General features: G+C 38.4%; 16 protein-coding genes. 6 read left to right on the plus strand and 10 right to left on the minus strand.

Translation table 11 applies throughout. From position 1 onward, the window contains the following. Nucleotides 1–104: 104 nt before the first annotated feature. The gene (locus tag LCM02_RS11065; RefSeq protein ID WP_224929594.1) at nt 105–560 is read left to right on the plus strand and encodes a hypothetical protein; all 456 of its coding nucleotides are present in this window, start codon (nt 105–107) and stop codon (nt 558–560) included. Nucleotide 561: 1 nt separating this feature from the next. Here LCM02_RS11065 and LCM02_RS11070 read toward each other — a convergent pair whose 3' ends face one another. The 4 genes from LCM02_RS11070 to LCM02_RS11085 form a co-directional block, all read right to left on the minus strand. Further along, entirely contained in the window at nt 562–1,203 is a 642-nt protein-coding gene (locus tag LCM02_RS11070; protein WP_224929597.1) for an O-methyltransferase, read from the minus strand. A 9-nt stretch (nt 1,204–1,212) separates the two neighbouring features. After that, complete coding sequence (gene cls / locus LCM02_RS11075) at nt 1,213–2,649, minus strand: cardiolipin synthase (protein WP_224929600.1); 1,437 nt, start codon at nt 2,647–2,649, stop codon at nt 1,213–1,215. Between the two features lie 118 nt (nt 2,650–2,767). Next, the gene (locus LCM02_RS11080) at nt 2,768–3,028 is read right to left on the minus strand and encodes an anti-sigma factor family protein (protein WP_224929603.1); all 261 of its coding nucleotides are present in this window, start codon (nt 3,026–3,028) and stop codon (nt 2,768–2,770) included. Between the two features lie 10 nt (nt 3,029–3,038). Next, entirely contained in the window at nt 3,039–3,608 is a 570-nt protein-coding gene (locus LCM02_RS11085) for a sigma-70 family RNA polymerase sigma factor (RefSeq protein ID WP_224929606.1), read from the minus strand. Between the two features lie 124 nt (nt 3,609–3,732). Between LCM02_RS11085 and LCM02_RS11090 the strand changes: the two genes are divergently transcribed. From LCM02_RS11090 to LCM02_RS11110, 5 genes are all read left to right on the plus strand, one after another. Further along, complete coding sequence (locus tag LCM02_RS11090; protein ID WP_224929609.1) at nt 3,733–4,392, plus strand: succinate dehydrogenase cytochrome b subunit; 660 nt, start codon at nt 3,733–3,735, stop codon at nt 4,390–4,392. A gap of 11 nt (nt 4,393–4,403) precedes the next feature. Further along, entirely contained in the window at nt 4,404–6,407 is a 2,004-nt protein-coding gene (locus tag LCM02_RS11095) for a fumarate reductase/succinate dehydrogenase flavoprotein subunit (protein WP_224929612.1), read from the plus strand. After that, nucleotides 6,408–7,157: a succinate dehydrogenase/fumarate reductase iron-sulfur subunit gene (locus tag LCM02_RS11100; protein WP_224930218.1), complete on the plus strand. Its 750-nt coding sequence runs from the start codon at nt 6,408–6,410 to the stop codon at nt 7,155–7,157. A 126-nt stretch (nt 7,158–7,283) separates the two neighbouring features. Then, a complete protein-coding gene (locus tag LCM02_RS11105; protein WP_224929615.1) occupies nt 7,284–8,441 on the plus strand; it encodes a methionine aminotransferase in 1,158 nt (385 codons plus the stop codon). A 29-nt stretch (nt 8,442–8,470) separates the two neighbouring features. Beyond that, nucleotides 8,471–9,283: an amidohydrolase gene (locus LCM02_RS11110; RefSeq protein ID WP_224929618.1), complete on the plus strand. Its 813-nt coding sequence runs from the start codon at nt 8,471–8,473 to the stop codon at nt 9,281–9,283. Between the two features lie 6 nt (nt 9,284–9,289). Here the strand turns inward: LCM02_RS11110 and LCM02_RS11115 are convergent, their stop codons facing one another. The 6 genes from LCM02_RS11115 to LCM02_RS11140 form a co-directional block, all read right to left on the minus strand. Further along, complete coding sequence (locus tag LCM02_RS11115; RefSeq protein WP_224929621.1) at nt 9,290–10,051, minus strand: lysophospholipid acyltransferase family protein; 762 nt, start codon at nt 10,049–10,051, stop codon at nt 9,290–9,292. A 38-nt stretch (nt 10,052–10,089) separates the two neighbouring features. Continuing rightward, nucleotides 10,090–10,524, minus strand: a complete 435-nt coding sequence (locus tag LCM02_RS11120) for a hypothetical protein (protein ID WP_224929625.1) — start codon at nt 10,522–10,524, stop codon at nt 10,090–10,092. Between the two features lie 99 nt (nt 10,525–10,623). Further along, the gene (locus tag LCM02_RS11125) at nt 10,624–13,356 is read right to left on the minus strand and encodes a TonB-dependent receptor (protein WP_224929627.1); all 2,733 of its coding nucleotides are present in this window, start codon (nt 13,354–13,356) and stop codon (nt 10,624–10,626) included. A gap of 97 nt (nt 13,357–13,453) precedes the next feature. Continuing rightward, nucleotides 13,454–15,022, minus strand: a complete 1,569-nt coding sequence (gene pgi, locus LCM02_RS11130) for a glucose-6-phosphate isomerase (protein ID WP_224929630.1) — start codon at nt 15,020–15,022, stop codon at nt 13,454–13,456. Nucleotides 15,023–15,044: 22 nt separating this feature from the next. Beyond that, nucleotides 15,045–16,271, minus strand: a complete 1,227-nt coding sequence (locus LCM02_RS11135) for a M23 family metallopeptidase (protein WP_224930221.1) — start codon at nt 16,269–16,271, stop codon at nt 15,045–15,047. A 117-nt stretch (nt 16,272–16,388) separates the two neighbouring features. Beyond that, nucleotides 16,389–17,147, minus strand: a complete 759-nt coding sequence (locus LCM02_RS11140; protein ID WP_224929633.1) for a DUF3108 domain-containing protein — start codon at nt 17,145–17,147, stop codon at nt 16,389–16,391. Nucleotides 17,148–17,209: the final 62 nt, after the last annotated feature.

The raw sequence follows: 17,209 nt of genomic DNA on the forward strand, positions 1-17,209 counted from the left end.
AGTTTAGCACGGATCAATCATGGTTACCAGGGAATGATTTAAATCATTTTGTTAAAGTTACGATTTGTTATATTTGCGGCTTTTAAACTAAAAATTGATCTTAGATGAAGAAATTGTTGAAACCATTTGCTTTATTGATATTACTGGTGGTTCAGTCATGTAGTGACAAGGATTGCGATGATATATCATGTTTTACGCCCCCATTCATTTTTACATTTGATATTCAGGACAAGGAAACAGGCGAAAACCTTTTTGAAAATGGAACATACACGGAAGATCAGATCGAAGTATTGAACAAATCAGATGGTTCGGAAAGGGAGTATCAATTCGTTGCCGGGGACATCAATTTTTTAAGAATTCCATCTATAGGCTGGGAAACTGAAATTGCTGAGGTGGTTGTGAAATTGGATGGAGAAGAAGCATTTACGCTTTTTGTAGATGTTGAAAGGCTCACTGAAAATTGTTGCAGTTTTTCAAACTACAATGAGACAAGAATTGAAAATGCAGAATACGAATACGATCAGCAAAGAGAACTCTACAGAATATTTTTGGAGCAATAGCTTATTTGACCCTCGAAATTGTCAGGCCGTCACGAATCGGCAATAATACGGTTTCAACTCTTTTATCCTGATTGATCAATCTGTTGTACTCAATGAGTGCCTTTGTGTCTTCATCCTTTAATTTTGGTGGCTCAGTTACCTTTCCACTCCACAGGACGTTATCAGATAGTATTACACCTCCTGGATTCATTTTTTCAATAATAGCATTGAAATAATTCGAGTAATTTGCCTTATCAGCATCAATAAAAACAAGGTCAAAGGGGCCCTGTATTTCAGGAAGAATATCCAGAGCCTCCCCAATATGTTGAATTATATGCTTCCCAAATTCAGATCGGTCAAAATATTTCCTCTGAAAATCATATAGTTCTTCGTTGTGGTCAATGGTATGAAGGGTTCCACCCTCAATCATACCTTCCGCGAGACACAATGCCGAATATCCGGTATATGTACCAATTTCAAGTATGGTTTTAGGCCCAACCAGTTTGGAGATCATGGACAAGACCCTTCCTTGAAAATGACCGCTGATCATTCTGGGAACAAGTGCCTTTTGCCAGGTCTCTTTAAAGAGTTCAGCAAGCAGTTTCGGTTCGGGCTGAGAATGATCAGCCGCATACTTATCGATATGTTCGGGTAAAAAATTCATTGTATTTATTTATAAAATCGGAGCAATTAATCGGGCAATGGAACAAAGTACCTTGATATACCAGGGCCTGTTTCTTAAATCTTTCATTTGCAATTTATAACAATCCTTTAAATCTTCCCCAAAATGGAACCTGAGTTTTTTCGCCAGCACCTCGTTGTAGATAAACGCGTTTACTTCGGCGTTCAGGCTAAAGCTCCTCTGGTCCATATTGGTACTGCCAACCGTGGATATTTTGGAGTCAACGATCATTGTTTTAGAATGCATCATTCCCTTGGTGTAAAAATAAACTTCAACCCCACTTAAGAGCAGGTCCTTTAAATAAGTCTGGGAAGCAAAAAAGGCCGTTCTGATATCGGGTTTTTCAGGGATAATCAATTTGATCGAAACACCACTTTTTGCGGTTATTTTAAGGGCATTGAATATGGAATCATCGGGGATAAAATAGGGAGTTGTTATCAGGATTTCCTCTCTCGCACTTGTGATCATGCCAAAAAAGGCCTCTTTAATGGTCTGATTGTTCTTGCCGTAGTCACTCCCCAGAATACTGGTTGGAATTTCATTTGATATTTTATGCCTGTTTTTAAATTCAACTTCTTTCAGGTCAATTTTTTCCCCACTCACGAAAAACCAGTCGCTGATGAACAAGTATTGCAGGTCTATAACAGCTTCTCCTTTGATCATTAAATGGGTGTCGCGCCAAAACAGGTCATAATTATTCGGGTTGATGTACTTATCTTTTATATTGATACCCCCTAAAAATCCTGTTTCATTGTCAATTACGACAATCTTTCTGTGATTCCTGTAATTTGCCTTGTGCGCAAGTCTCGAAAAAAGCACAGGCATATACGGATATACCCTGACTCCGGATAGTTTTAAACGATTCAACCCGTTTTTACTGATAGAACTTCCGACATCGTCATAAATTAGTTTCACCTGAACCCCTTGACGGGCCTTGGAGCATAAGATATTAAAGACTTCGTTGCCGATATCGTCATCTTTGATGATATAATAATCCAAATGAATGCTTTGTTTTGCTTTTAGGAGCTCTTCCTTAAGAACAGGGAATTTTTCTTCCCCATTGTTGAGTACACTGATTTCGTTGTTGTACGTAAAACTTACTTGCTCGATATTATAAAAGAGTACGGGCAGTTTTTTGTAGTCAAAGGATGGATTCGTTTTGACAATCTCTTTGCTGGCCTGATTGATCTTTTGAAGATATACCTTATCAAAATACCGTTTTTTGGTAAACAATTTTCTTTTTTGATACTGAGCCCCAAACAACAGATAAATGATCACACCAGCCACGGGAACCAGAAGGATCAGGAAAATAAAGGCAAAGGCTTTTTCGGGCTTTTTATTATCGAGAATAATGAGGATAATAACAAAACTGATAAAAACATAATAAACGATCAGCGCGAAGGGCCTTATAGTTTCAATGTAATCCATAGCCTTCTTTTAAATGCACCAGAATAAACACCAGAGAAGTGTTCCGCAGGGTGCTAATCAAAGATAAAAAAAAAGGTATTGATTTCTCAATACCCCTACTTGCCTTTTTCTCTAAATTCTAATTCTTTTTCAGCTCTTTCTTTAAATTTTTTTCAATCTCAGTTTTATCCTCCTCACTTAATGCATGCGTTTCATCACAATGCGTAAGAAACTGTCCAAATAATCTCGTCATCAGATTGTTCTGCTTCGTATATTTTTTACAGTATTTACATATCAGAAGGTGAAAGGTCAAACTGATCTTTTCCGTAATACTAGCCTCTCCATATTGATTCTTATCGCAAATGGCAGTTGCTTCGTCACAGGTTAACATTAATTTCATAGGTTGCTTTTTAATTTATAAACCACTTGGCTTCCATACAATTTCTTAGCTGCATTCTGGCTCTGTGGATTATCACCCACAAGTTTGACGCTGTAATTCCGAGTTCATTACAAATTTCTTCGGTTTCGTAATTCTGCACGGTTTTTAATAAAAAGACCATTCTGTACTTTTCAGGCAGATTGGAGATACAGGCATCAAGAGCATCCTTGAGCTCTTCATTTTCAATATTTTTTTCAGCTTCATTACCCCAGTTTTGAGGAACTCTTTCTTCGATCCAGCTACCTTTTTTGTCGCCGTCATCATAGAAGTTCATTCGGACTTCCTTTTGTCCTTTTGCAGAGTTGATCTTTCGATAATAATCAATAATCTTTCGTTTTAAGATAGAGACAAGCCAGGTTCGTTCAGCCGCCTGTCCCCTGAAATTATCTTTCCCTTTTACCCCAGAAAAAAAAGTCTCCTGTACAAGGTCTTTTGCCAGGTCCTGATTCTCTACTCTTGTGATGGCATAATTGTACAAATAATCAGCGTACAATTCAATCCATTTATCAGGGTTTAACTTGTTTTTAGGGGCTTCAGCCATTATTGTTCAACTTTATTCGATTGTAAATATAAGAATGTTAATCAATTTAAAATAATAAGCTAATTTACACCCGAAAATTTTAAGTATTTGGTATATTTGTGGTCGATTTTATAAACCAAATAAAATGAGCGGATTTTTATCTTCATCAATTGCAAGAAAGGTCGCCATGGCACTTTCAGCACTTTTTCTAATAATGTTTCTGGTTATACATTTAGCGGTCAATATCACCTCTCTTTTCAGCGAGAAACTTTTTAACGAGTTATCCCACTTTATGGGTACCAACCCACTGATTCAATTTGCACTTCAACCCGTACTTATTTTTGGTGTGGTTTTTCATTTTGTGATGGGATTTATTCTTGAGTTAAGAAACAAAAGGGCCCGGGATGTCAAATATGTTAAATTCAATGGAGCGGCAAGTGCCAGTTGGGTATCGCGAAACATGGTTGTCTCAGGTTTTGTCATACTTGCTTTTCTTGTATTGCATTTTATCGATTTCTGGTTTCCTGAAATGAACTATAAATATGTTGAGGTATTACCTGAAGATCCCAACAGGTACTTTGAGGAACTTCAGCACAAATTCGTAAGTCCCTTGAGAGTAGGTGCCTATGTAATTGCCTTTGTTCTTTTGGCACTTCATTTACTACACGGTTTTCAATCGGCATTTCAGTCTGTCGGATTCAACAATAAATATACCGGTGCGGTGAAATCTTTTGGTAAGTTTTATTCATTTGCCATACCATTCGGTTTCATCATCATTGCTTTATATCATCATTTTAACCATTAATCTATTCATTTATGACTAAGTTAAACTCTAAAGTACCAAAGGGTCCAATAAAAGATAAATGGACAACATATAAGGACAATATAAATCTGGTAAACCCGGCAAACAAAAGAAATATTGACATTATTGTGGTAGGAACAGGTCTTGCCGGCGGATCAGCTGCAGCTACTTTGGCTGAACTGGGCTATAACGTCAAGGCATTTGCCTATCAGGATTCCCCAAGACGAGCACATTCTATTGCTGCTCAGGGAGGGATCAATGCCGCCAAGAACTATATGGGGGATGGAGATTCGAATTACAGACTATTTTACGATACCGTAAAAGGTGGTGATTATCGTTCGCGTGAAGCAAATGTTCACAGGCTTGCGGAAGTTTCAGGTAATATTATAGATCAATGTGTGGCACAGGGAGTTCCTTTCGCACGTGATTATGGCGGCCTGCTTGACAACAGGTCTTTTGGGGGCGTACTGGTATCCAGAACCTTTTATGCGAAAGGCCAGACGGGTCAGCAATTGTTATTAGGTGCGTATTCTGCCATGAACAGGCAAATAGCAAGAGGTAAGATAGAAATGTTTAACCGTCATGAAATGCTTGATGTGGTTATTGTTGATGGAAAAGCAAGAGGAATCATTACCAGAAACCTGATAACAGGCGAAATAGAAAGACATAGCGCTCATGCCGTTGTCATTGGAACAGGTGGATATGGAAATGTGTATTTCCTTTCAACGAATGCCATGGGATCCAATGCAACAGCCGCCTGGAAAATACATAAAAAAGGAGCTTATTTTGCAAACCCTTGTTTTACTCAAATTCATCCTACTTGTATTCCAAGATCAGGTGATTATCAGTCAAAACTGACCCTGATGTCAGAATCATTAAGAAATGATGGTAGAATTTGGGTTCCGGCTAAAATTGAAGATGCAAAGGCCATTCAGGAGGGTAAATTAAAACCAACTGCAATTGCCGAAGAAGACAGAGATTACTTCCTGGAAAGAAGGTATCCTGCATTTGGTAACCTGGTTCCAAGAGATGTGGCTTCAAGAGCGGCTAAGGAGCGGTGTGATGCAGGTTTTGGTGTGAATGCAACCGGAGAAGCAGTTTATCTTGATTTCGCTTCTGCCATTGAAAGATATGGAAGTGAGCAGGCAAAATTAAAGCACATTGAAAATCCTTCCAAAGAAAAAGTAACGGAGTTAGGAGAGGCCATTATAGAAGCCAAGTATGGTAACTTATTCCAGATGTATGAAAAGATCATAGATGAAAATCCGTATAAAACTCCGATGATGATTTATCCGGCCACTCATTATACAATGGGAGGCGTTTGGGTTGATTATAATTTGATGACCACAGTTCCCGGATTATACTGTATTGGAGAGGCAAATTTCTCTGATCACGGAGCAAACAGACTGGGAGCATCAGCCTTGATGCAAGGCCTGGCAGATGGATATTTTGTGTTACCCTACACTATAGGAGATTATCTATCAGACGATATCCAGACAGGAAAGATCCCTACGGATAGTCCGGAATTTGATGCTGTTGAAAAAGAAGTAAAAGACAGGCTTGAATTCTTTGTGAGCAACGAGGGGACTAACTCAGTAGACTATTATCATAAAAAGCTGGGTAAAGTGATGTGGGATAAGGTTGGAATGGCCAGAAACTCTAAAGGATTGAAAGAAGCCATTAAGGAGATTCAGGAAATAAGAGAGGATTTCTGGAAGAATGTGAAAGTACCCGGTGAAATGGATGAGTTAAACCCTGAACTGGAAAAAGCAGGAAGGGTAGCAGATTTTCTTGAATTGGGAGAGTTGTTTGCCAAAGATGCCCTGGAAAGAGAAGAGTCCTGCGGAGGTCACTTTAGAGAAGAGCATGTTACCGAAGATGGTGAAGCTAAAAGAGATGATAAGAATTACGCATATGTGGCGGCCTGGGAGTATACAGGTAAGCCCAGTGAAGCGATCTTACACAAAGAACAGCTTGAGTTTAAAGATATAGAATTGAAAACACGTTCCTATAAATAGATAGACATTATGAATTTAACGTTAAAAATTTGGAGACAAAAAGGGCCACAGGATAAGGGGCGTATGGTTGATTACAAAGTAACCGATATTTCTGAGCACATGTCATTTTTGGAAATGATGGATGTTCTCAATGAAGGATTGGTAGCAAAAAATGAGGAGCCTGTCGCTTTTGATCATGATTGCAGAGAAGGAATTTGCGGGGCATGTTCATTGCATATCAATGGTGAACCACATGGGCCGGACAGAGGAATTACAACCTGTCAGTTGCACATGAGAATGTTTAATGACGGAGATACGATTCATATTGAACCCTGGAGAGCCAAGGCTTTTCCTGTAATCAAGGATTTGGTGGTAGACAGAACCGCTTTTGAGAGAATTCAACAAGCAGGGGCATATATTTCAGTGAATACTTCAGGAAATACCCAGGATGCTAACTCCATCCCCATTCCTAAAAAGGATGCTGACCTTTCTATGGATGCTGCTGCCTGTATTGGATGTGGAGCCTGTGTAGCTTCATGTAAGAATTCATCAGCCATGTTATTTGTAGGAGCCAAGGTTTCTCAATTTGCATTATTGCCTCAGGGTAGGGTGGAAGCGAAAGAACGTGTGATGAACATGGTGAAACAAATGGATGAAGAAGGTTTTGGAAATTGTACAAATACAGGAGCCTGTGAGGTAGAGTGTCCAAAAGGAATTTCATTGGAGAACATAGCCAGGATGAACAGGGAATACTTAAAGGCAAGCATTTAATGATAGCCTGAATTAATTCTGAAAACCTTTTAGGATAATAAATTAAACCTTTCTTTTACAGAAGGGTTTTTTTGTGCGCTGCAATTAAAAGCTTAAATTAGTTATCAGGTTAAAAACCCTATTATAATGCCAACGTATCCTTTTAGACCTTCATCTAAGTTAGTAAACGCAGAAACAAGCATTTTTGCCGTGATGAGCAAACTTGCCACAGAAGAAAATGCCATTAATTTATCACAGGGATACCCTGATTTTCCTTCTTCTCCTGAATTGATTGATTTGGTTTATAAAGCTATGCGCGAGGGTTATAATCAATATGCTCCCATGCCCGGAATATTCAGCCTTCGACAAGCGATTGCGGATAAGATAAAGACACTTTACGGGACGTCTTATGATCCTGATACCGAGATTACGGTAACGGCTGGTGCGACCCAGGCAATTTATACCATCGTGTCGGCCTTGGTTGAAAAAGACGATGAGGTGATCATTTTTGCTCCCGCTTATGATTCCTATGAACCTACAGTTCGCCTCAACGGAGGTAAAACAGTTGAAATAAAACTGAAGGCACCGGATTTTGGAGTGGATTGGAATGAAGTTGAGTCCTGTATTTCTCCAAGGACCAAAATGATCATTATCAACACTCCTCATAACCCAACAGGAACCGTATTAAGCAGAAAAGACATGATAAAACTTGAGGCGCTGGTTAAAGACACGGAGATAATTATACTCAGCGATGAGGTTTACGAACACTTGATTTACGATAATCAGGAACATCAGAGTATTGCACGTTTTCCAGTATTGGCCCAAAGAAGCTTTTTAGTTGCATCTTTTGGTAAAACCTTTCATAATACGGGTTGGAAAATGGGCTATTGTGCAGGGCCGGCAGTTCTAATGGCTGAATTTAGAAAAGTACATCAGTTTAATGTGTTCAGCGTGAATCATCCTGTCCAGAAAGCCTTGGCTCAATATCTCAGAAACGAGAATAATTATTTGGGTTTACCAGGGTTTTTTCAAGCAAAAAGAGATCTTTTCCTCAATGCAATAAAGGATTCAAAATTCAAATTTAAGCCCTCCAGGGGTACTTATTTTCAGTTACTCGACTACAGTTCTATATCGGCTGAAAATGATTTTGTACTGGCTCAAAAATGGACTTCAAAAAACAAGGTGGCTTCGATTCCTGTCTCTTCTTTTTACCTGGATAAAACAGACAACAAAGTACTTCGTTTTTGTTTTGCTAAAAGTGACGAAACCCTTTTGAAGGGGGCCGAAATCCTCAATAGACTTTGACGAGTATCCCGCTTAATACCATTATTCATATGGACAATACGAAAAAGAATTTAAAGCTTTCATTGATACAGGCAGATAATGTATGGCAGGATATTGATGCCAATTTGGATCATTTTGAGTCAAAACTTCATGCTTTGACTGAAAAATCAGATCTGATACTTCTCCCTGAACTTTTTACTACTGGATTTACAATGGATGTAAAAACGGTTTCTGAAGGGATGAACGGCAAAGGAGTAAGCTGGATGAGAAAAATGGCTGCTAAACTTGATTCGGTACTTATTGGCAGTTTATTGATTGAGGAGGATGGAAACTATTACAATCGACTGATCACCGTTTTTCCGGACAATGATCTGTTAACTTATGATAAAAGGCATTTATTTTCATTTGCCGGGGAAGATAAATTTTTTACTGCGGGAACGCATAGGCTGGTTTTCGAGTATAAAGGTTTTAGAATTTGCCCGATGATCTGCTATGATCTACGATTTCCGGTCTGGGCCAGGAATACAAAAGACTTTGATCTACTGGTTTATGTTGCCAACTGGCCCAAGGCAAGGATATTGGCATGGGATTCTTTGCTCAGAGCCAGGGCTATTGAAAACCTTTGCTATACAGCAGGATTAAACAGGATTGGAAAGGATGGTAATGATTTAGAATATATCGGCCACTCAGCCGTATTTGACGCTATGGGAAATCAGATTTTTTCTTTTGAAGAGGGACAACAGGCAATCGGTAGCGTTATTCTGGATTTGGAGCACATCAGAAAAACCAGGGATCAGTTTCGTTTTTTAGAAGACAGAGATGATTTTGAGATCCAAGGAAATAGATCAGGTCATACAAGTTAATCAGACTTACGCTTCTATCGGATTCAATTTTAACAGCGCCTGTTTTATAGTATTTTCGGTTTTTTCCAATAATTCTGAAAATTCCATAGAATCAGCTTTTATGGGTTCATGTACTTCCATGGTCACTTTTATTCCAACACCTAACGGGAAGGCTCCTTTTCTCACCAAACGCCAGGAATTATTGATCGAAAGCGGAATTACATAACAGGAAGGAGCTTTCTTTACCATCATTTTAAGTCCGTTTTCGCGAAATGGTTTGGGAACAGCAGTTTTGCTTCTTGTTCCCTCCGGAAAAATAACTGCAGTAAGCTTTTCTTTTTCGATCTTTTCTCCAAATTTCATTAATGCATTTATTGACTGCCGGCGATCTTTTCTGTTTATCAAAACATTATTTCCATGTCTTAAGTTGTAAGAAACACTTGGAATTCCCTTACCTAATTCAATTTTGGAAACGAAATTTGGATAGTACTTTCCAAGAAAAGCATACATCGGAGGAATGTCATAGGTGCTTTGATGGTTTGACACGATGATCAAAGGTACGTTTTCAGGAATTTTGTGGTTGTTAACAAACTTGACCCTGGAGAATAAAAAATACAGGCTAAAAGTAAGGCACTTATTTAAAATGATTACAGTTTCTCGGTGCGCTTTTTTACCAAATACATTAAAGGCAAACCATTGAACGGGATGAAATACCAATAAAAGCAATCCAAAGAAAAAATAATGGATCACGGATAAAGGGTAAGAAATTAGTTTTAAGAACTGCGCCATAATCTTACACTTTATGAAATCTAAGGATAGTATTTAAATTAAAATGAAAGCCATTTACTCCATGGAATTCTGCTAAGCACAAACAGTAAGGCAACCCCATAGTATAAGGCGATGGTTTTAAACTTTCCTTTATCTGTGGGTTGTTTCTTGTGTTTGGAAAAACCTACTGTGATAGCAACAATGGCAAGAATCATCATCAAAGGGTGTTCAACAATCGCTAATCTGATTTCCGGTTCTTTCATTGCGGCACCCATTCCATTTTCACGCAGAAACTGAAACTGAGCAGAAACAAAGAAGGCAATGATTCCTATAATTAACTGAATATGAGAAACGATCAGGGTAAACAAAGGGATTCTCAAGTCTTTTTCTTTAAAATCTTTCTTTGAACTTAACCCGATAACTGCATTGACAACTGCAAAAACCAAAACAATCAAAGTGATGTATGCCCAGCCTGAATGTAACATTTTAATCATGATAACCTGTTTTTTTAATTAGTTGCTCAAAAGTAATCAAAAAAAAAAACCTACACTTCATTTCGAAGTGTAGGTTTGAATTCTTTTGATTTGAAAAAATTAGAATCTGAATCTGACAGCAGTATTCCAGGTTCTACCCCATCCAAAAAAGACTCTGTTTCTCGTATTGATTCCTTTCCATGTATCATCTCCATCTTCAGCAAATCTGTTGGTTTCGGATTCAGAAATGTATAATGTGTCAAATAGGTTATTCACATTTACACTGAACTCAAGCGAGTTCTTTCCTTTTAATTGCCAGTTGTATGACAATCTTGCATCCATAAGATTGAAAGAAGGTAATTCAAGGGAACCATCATTGTCTTCATCCACAAAATCAGTAACATCGATATCAGCATAAAGGCTGCTTGCAAGCCTCCAGTTTAATCCAGCTCTGAAATTTCTAAAGAAAGTATAATTGGCACCCAAGGCAGCAGTTACCTGCGCTGCATCACCAACTTTTACACCATCAAGATATAAAGTAGAAGTTCCAACATAATTTTGGCTCTCATCAAAGATATCGGCCTCAGCATCACCCTGGTACTCCCAGTTTCCGAAAGAAGCCATACCATTTATTCTTAGGTTATCTAGCACTCTCCAAAGGAAATCAACCTCCATTCCCATGTGAACCTGCTTGATACCCTGATAATTGGCAACACCTCTGAAATCACCAATTTGAACTGAACTCGACTCAAATCTGTCAGCCCACTCAGTTCTGTACAAGTTTGCGTTAAGCGAGAATTTTGGACTTGTATAACCATAACCGAATTCCAATCCAATAATTTTTTCATTAACCAGGTCAGGATTAATGGTATTACTGAAATTGATGAATACAGCGTCGAATAAAGGTTGCTTTGAGTAATAACCCGCATTACCAAAAATATTATGGTTTTCGTTAATGTTAAAGTTCAGACCACCTTTAATATTTCCACCTGCCATATTTTTCTTTTCAGACTTTTGTGATTCTGGCGGTTCATTGAAATACTCAACTCTCTGGAATCCTTGATTTGAGAAAGAAGCCTGAACGAATGCCGAAATTCTGTCATTTTTATATTCAAGCTGTCCAAATAATCCCTGCCAGTTTACAAGACCATCGTTATAGTAGTCAATTTTTTCCTGCTCTGTAATGTTATCCCAAGGGTTCCAGCTCGGAGAAGCTTTTACAAACTGATCAGGTTCGATAATATTCGGCCTGTTGTTCTGGTTGTCGTAGTCAATGTAATTATCAGCTCCTAATACATCGTTTACTACTCTGTAATGGATTCCTTTATACGTACGAAGGTCGGCACCAACATCAAAACTCCAGTTTTCATTGATATCATCGTGGAAATTGATGATACCTCCATACCAGTTATGGCTGTTCATAGAAGCTCTTCGTGAAATACCATTGTCTGATCCGTTTCTTCCACCTCCGTCAGGGTGTCCGTTATTTCCTGTGTTTGAATACGCATTATTAAATTTGGTCCTGTCATCTCCAAAACTTGGAACAGAGCCTCCAGAGTTCCAGTTGAAAATGTCATCAACCGGGATCAATCCTGAAGGAGTTTTCAGCTGGTATTGTCTTCTTCCGTTGATTCTACCAATTTCACCTGTTCCTCCTCCACGGCCCCAGGAGCCGTAAACAACAGTTGACAATCTCATTTTATCGTTGATAACCCACTCCCAATTCAATGACATTACAGGCTTATGATAGAAGTTTCTTCTGAAACTATATTCTTTCCCATCAAAATATCCCCAGTCACCATTGTATTTTCTATTTGGCGTTGTCGCGTCGGGATCTGGTCCGTTTTTCTGATATAATTGATGATCAGCAATTGACGGAGCAAAGCTCTTTTGGTGGTGCCATTGAGGAGCTCCTGTAAAGATAAATTGCAGGTCGTGCGCGTCATTAATTTTATATCCAAGTCCTATGAAATAGTTGTTTCCTTCAAACTTTGTTCCATCCACGTATCCATCTCCCTGAGTATGGCTAATCAAGATACTTGCAGAAAAACCACTTTCCAAAAGGCCTGTACTATACGAACCTTGAACCTTGGTATAATTGTCATTTCCAAAGGTGGTAGCAACAGTACCTCCTTCTCTTGCAGTGGAAGTTCTTGTGATCACATTAATTGTACCACCAACAGATGAGATGGCCAACTTTGAAGAACCAAGTCCCCTTTGAACCTGCATGGCGGTTGTTACATCAGACAAACCAGCCCAGTTTGACCAGTAAACCCAGCCATTTTCCATATCATTCACAGGCTGTCCGTTGATCATAACCGCGGTATTTCTCTGGTCAAATCCACGAATGTTGATCCTTGAATCTCCAAATCCCCCTCCTTGTTTCGTCGCATAGACAGAAGGCGTAACGTTTAAGATTTCAGGTAATTCCTGAGTTCCCAAATTTTCTTGAATGTCTATTGCCCTGATTGTTGAAACAGCAACAGGAGTTTCCCTGTTTTTAGCAATATCAATGGTTCCTGTAAGAATTACCTCTTCCAAAACATTATCTTCATTAGATAAGGTAATTGTTCCTGCGTCAATATTCTGACCACTGGTAGCTGTAAAAGCAAATTCAGTTGTTACCATTCCAACAAAAGAAATTTCCAATACACCTTTACCTTCTTCAACCTGGATAGAGAAATTACCATCAAAATCCGTAGAAGTTCCATTGGAAGTTCCTTTTTCCAATACGTTCGCTCCCGGAACTGGCCCGCTTGCATCCACAACAGTTCCACTAACCGTTGTTTGAGAGTAAACCATTGCCGTCATTAAAAATAAAGCAATAGTAAAAAACTTTTGAAAAGTATTCATAAGTAGTTTAATTTGAGTTAATAACTGCCGCAAAACTACTTAAAAAAGTGATGTCAATTGTTAATTAATGAATAATTTTTTTAACACAATTTAACAATTACTTAATTAATAACTTATTTGCCAATTCTTTGCCCAATTCTACTCCAAACTGGTCAAAACTATAAATATTCCAAATAATTCCCTGAACAAAAGTTTTATGTTCATAACTGGATATCAAAGATCCCAGGCTTCTCGGGTCCAGTTTTTCAATCAAAAAGGAGTTTGAAGGCCTGTTTCCTTCGAAAACCTTGAAAGGAAGTAAGTTATTTATTTTCTTTTCATCACCTGAAATTTTCATATCCAGATGCACTTCTTTGGCTGATTTACCGGCGTATAGGGCCTCAGCCTGGGCATAAAAGTTTGCCATTAATTTTGAATGGTGATCTTCGTTGCCGTGCAAGGACTCTTTGAAACCGATAAAATCAACCGGTATCAATTTGGTTCCCTGATGGACGAGCTGCATAAATGCGTGTTGAACATTGGTTCCGGTATTCCCCCAGATGATATTTCCCGTTTGGTAGGTAACTTTTTCTCCGTTTCGATCAACAGATTTACCGTTGCTTTCCATTGAAAGTTGCTGTAAAAAAGGAGCTAGTTTTTGAAGATATTGTGTGTAAGGTATTACAACTTCTGATTCTGAACCGAAGAAATTATTATACCAGATACTGATCAATGCCATAATTACAGGAATATTCTTTCTGAAATCAGTATTTTTAAAATGCTGATCCATGGCATATGCCCCGTCCAGAAACTTTCTGAAATTTTGGAACCCAATAGCAAGGCTTATTGATAAACCGACGGCGCTCCAAAGGGAATAACGTCCTCCCACCCAGTTCCACATTGTGAAAATGTTGTTTTCGTCGATTCCAAAATTTTTCACTTTTTCAAGATTCGTCGAAACGGCAACAAAATTATATTGAATATCATCTTCTGTAGCCGACTTTAAAAACCATTTTTTAATCGTTTCAGCATTCGTAAGTGTTTCCTGTGTGGTAAAAGTTTTAGAAACGATGACAAATAAAGTGGTTTCAGGATTGAGATCTTTGATCACTTCCGCTACATGATCCCCGTCAATATTCGAAACGAAATGCGTATTCAGATGATTCTTATAAAAGTGTAACCCCTCAACCACCATGTTAGGGCCAAGATCCGAGCCTCCAATACCAATGTTCACAACATCAGTTATCGCCTTTCCTGTGAAACCTTTAAAACTGCCGTTGACGACCTGTTCTGTAAAGGCTTCAATCTTGTTAAGGGTTTCATTGACTTCGGGCATCACATCGTTGCCATCAACCAGGACGGGGTTATTGTCAATATTTCTCAAAGCCGTATGCAAAACAGCCCTGTTTTCTGTTTCATTTATCTTGTCCCCACTAAAGTATTTTTCAATGGCATCTTCAAGCTTACTTTCATTTGCCAGCCCAACCAGTAATTCCAGGGTCTTTTCCGTGATTCTGTTTTTTGAAAAATCAAGACTGAGACCTTCAAACTGCAATGACATTATGTCTTTTCTGGCGCCGTCTTCGAGAAACAAAGATTTCATATGAACATCTTTAATTTCTTCATGATGTTTTATGAGTTCTTTCCAAGAAGCGGTCTTCGTTGGATTGATATTGATTAATGACATGATCTGTATTTTTTAAGTATTTTTAATCTGTAGATAGGTTGGCAGCCACCTCTGTTTCCAGATAGCGTTCTGGTACCTCATCAAGCTGCTCTTTTAAAGGACCGATATAGACAAAATAATCGTCCTTTAAGTGTTCTTTGATTGGTTCTGCCGAAGGAAGTTTCTGTCTGAACGGATCAACCTGCTTACCGTTTTTCCAGAATCGATAACACACATGTGGCCCGGAAGTGTTTCCCGTCATTCCCACATAGCCAATAACATCACCCTGCTTAACATAGTCTCCTTTTTTAACAGCCCTTTTTTTCATATGCAGATACTGCGTACTATAGGTAGAATTGTGTTTTATCTTTACGTAGTTTCCGTTTCCACCCTTGTATCTGGATTCGGTGACCGTACCGTTTGCAGTGCTCATGATCGGGGTTCCCACGCTGGCCGCAAAATCGGTTCCTCTGTGTGCCCTGACTCTGTTTCCGTAGTATTTGATCCTTCGCTTTAAGTTGTACCTTGAAGAAATTCTGCTAAATTTAATTGGAGATTTTAAAAATTGCCTTCTAAGGGTTTTCGCTTTTTCATCGTAATAATCATTCACATTTTTGGTCGAATCCGTGATAAAGTTAAAAGCATAAATAGGGTTATCCTTGTGAACAAAATAGGCGGCCTTGATATTTCCTATACCGACAGGGATTGTGTCATTTATGAACTTTTCCTCATAGATGAGCTTGAATTTATCTCCTTTCTGCAAGTGAAAGAAATCAATGGTCCATGCATAAATATCGCTCATTTCATGCGCAAGGATATAATTCAAGTTTTGACTTTCAATGGCTTCCGATAAGGAGGATTCTATAATTCCAGAAGCCGTTTTCTCGACAATTTTAACCTCTTTCCTGCCAAATTTCGTTTGAATGGAATCCGTAAAATCCACGATGAGGTATTCAACTTTGTTAGGCTGATAAATAAAAACCTGGGCCCTTTCAGTGGAATCGTTTTTTGCAAGTACAGTATAGGGTTTGCCTGCTCTTAGTTTGCGAATGTCAAATGTATCTTTTGCAGCAGCAGCAATTTTGTAAATTTCGGGGTATTCAATATGGTGCCTGTCAAGGATCTCGCCAAAACTTTCTCCTCTTTGTATGGTGTCTTTGATTACTTTATAATCGTTGAGAACATAGCCAAACTCCTCAATTATAACCGGTTTTACTTCTTCAGGGGCCTCTTCAGCAATCCCGTCTTTTGATTCGTTCTGACAAGACATGAGCAGGAATAAGCCCAGAATAAAAACAATACCTCTTTTCACCTTTGAATTATTTTCTAACAACGCTGCAAATTTATCGAATTTGATAAATAAATATGCCTAAGAACCGTTAAAAATTCACGGAAAGGGATGAACTAATCCATTAAATTCAACTAATTCGGCCTTGGCCGACCCAACAATCAGGGAAGCCTTTATTTTTAAAGGGATTTTATTATGGTCATCACTGATCCAAATGGTGACATTTTCTTCATCCTTAAAAACTCTTCCCTTGAGCACCAGGGGCCTGACTTTTATCGCATCCAGTTTACCATATCGGGTCTTCACTTTTTCTCTCCCCAAGACAATAAGTTTAATGGGATTCATTTTGCCATCGAAAAACATATTCACATCAATTGAATCGTTTGCCTTCATTAGATCAAAATTAAAGCGTCTCATATAATAAAATGAGGAAAGCATATCCTGAATGTTATTCTGAATAAAATAAGATTTTTCAGTACCTTTTTTATGGTTTATTTCCTGGGCCTGATGTTTTATATAATCAAAAGAGATTTCTTTATCCTGGGTGTATCCACCTTCACTGACTTTTCGTACAAAGTATTTAGGCTTAAGTTCATTTTCTGTAAAATAACTTTCGTATCGATCTTCCACGGGGAATAAAAAACCAACCATTCCGGTGGTCCAACCTTTCCCTACAGCATGAATCAAGGTGTCGCTTATTGCATTTTCAGTTTTGAGTTCAACAGTGGCAAAACCCGCATTTAACAAACCGTATTGGATTTTGTATTTCAGAAATTCACCACGCTGAAAAGATAAGGTGTCTTGCTGAGCATAAAAGGTAAGCGGAAAGAAGAAAAAGAAAATTAATAACCTTATCATAATATTATAAATTCTAATCACATCAGGTGAAAGCAATCATCATTTACTTCCACGCAACGAGT

The organism is Lutimonas saemankumensis (genome assembly GCF_020171465.1).
Classification (GTDB): Bacteria; Bacteroidota; Bacteroidia; order Flavobacteriales; family Flavobacteriaceae; genus Lutimonas; species Lutimonas saemankumensis.

Bases quoted from the DNA above. Each gene is read 5' to 3' on its own strand.
- LCM02_RS11065 (WP_224929594.1), top strand. From the start codon at position 105: ATGAAGAAATTGTTGAAACCATTTGCTTTATTGATATTACTGGTGGTT.
- LCM02_RS11070 (WP_224929597.1), bottom strand. From the start codon at position 1,203: ATGAATTTTTTACCCGAACATATCGATAAGTATGCGGCTGATCATTCT.
- cls (WP_224929600.1), bottom strand. From the start codon at position 2,649: ATGGATTACATTGAAACTATAAGGCCCTTCGCGCTGATCGTTTATTAT.
- LCM02_RS11080 (WP_224929603.1), bottom strand. From the start codon at position 3,028: ATGAAATTAATGTTAACCTGTGACGAAGCAACTGCCATTTGCGATAAG.
- LCM02_RS11085 (WP_224929606.1), bottom strand. From the start codon at position 3,608: ATGGCTGAAGCCCCTAAAAACAAGTTAAACCCTGATAAATGGATTGAA.
- LCM02_RS11090 (WP_224929609.1), top strand. From the start codon at position 3,733: ATGAGCGGATTTTTATCTTCATCAATTGCAAGAAAGGTCGCCATGGCA.
- LCM02_RS11095 (WP_224929612.1), top strand. From the start codon at position 4,404: ATGACTAAGTTAAACTCTAAAGTACCAAAGGGTCCAATAAAAGATAAA.
- LCM02_RS11105 (WP_224929615.1), top strand. From the start codon at position 7,284: ATGCCAACGTATCCTTTTAGACCTTCATCTAAGTTAGTAAACGCAGAA.
- LCM02_RS11110 (WP_224929618.1), top strand. From the start codon at position 8,471: ATGGACAATACGAAAAAGAATTTAAAGCTTTCATTGATACAGGCAGAT.
- LCM02_RS11115 (WP_224929621.1), bottom strand. From the start codon at position 10,051: ATGGCGCAGTTCTTAAAACTAATTTCTTACCCTTTATCCGTGATCCAT.
- LCM02_RS11120 (WP_224929625.1), bottom strand. From the start codon at position 10,524: ATGATTAAAATGTTACATTCAGGCTGGGCATACATCACTTTGATTGTT.
- LCM02_RS11125 (WP_224929627.1), bottom strand. From the start codon at position 13,356: ATGAATACTTTTCAAAAGTTTTTTACTATTGCTTTATTTTTAATGACG.
- pgi (WP_224929630.1), bottom strand. From the start codon at position 15,022: ATGTCATTAATCAATATCAATCCAACGAAGACCGCTTCTTGGAAAGAA.
- LCM02_RS11135 (WP_224930221.1), bottom strand. From the start codon at position 16,271: ATGTCTTGTCAGAACGAATCAAAAGACGGGATTGCTGAAGAGGCCCCT.
- LCM02_RS11140 (WP_224929633.1), bottom strand. From the start codon at position 17,147: ATGATAAGGTTATTAATTTTCTTTTTCTTCTTTCCGCTTACCTTTTAT.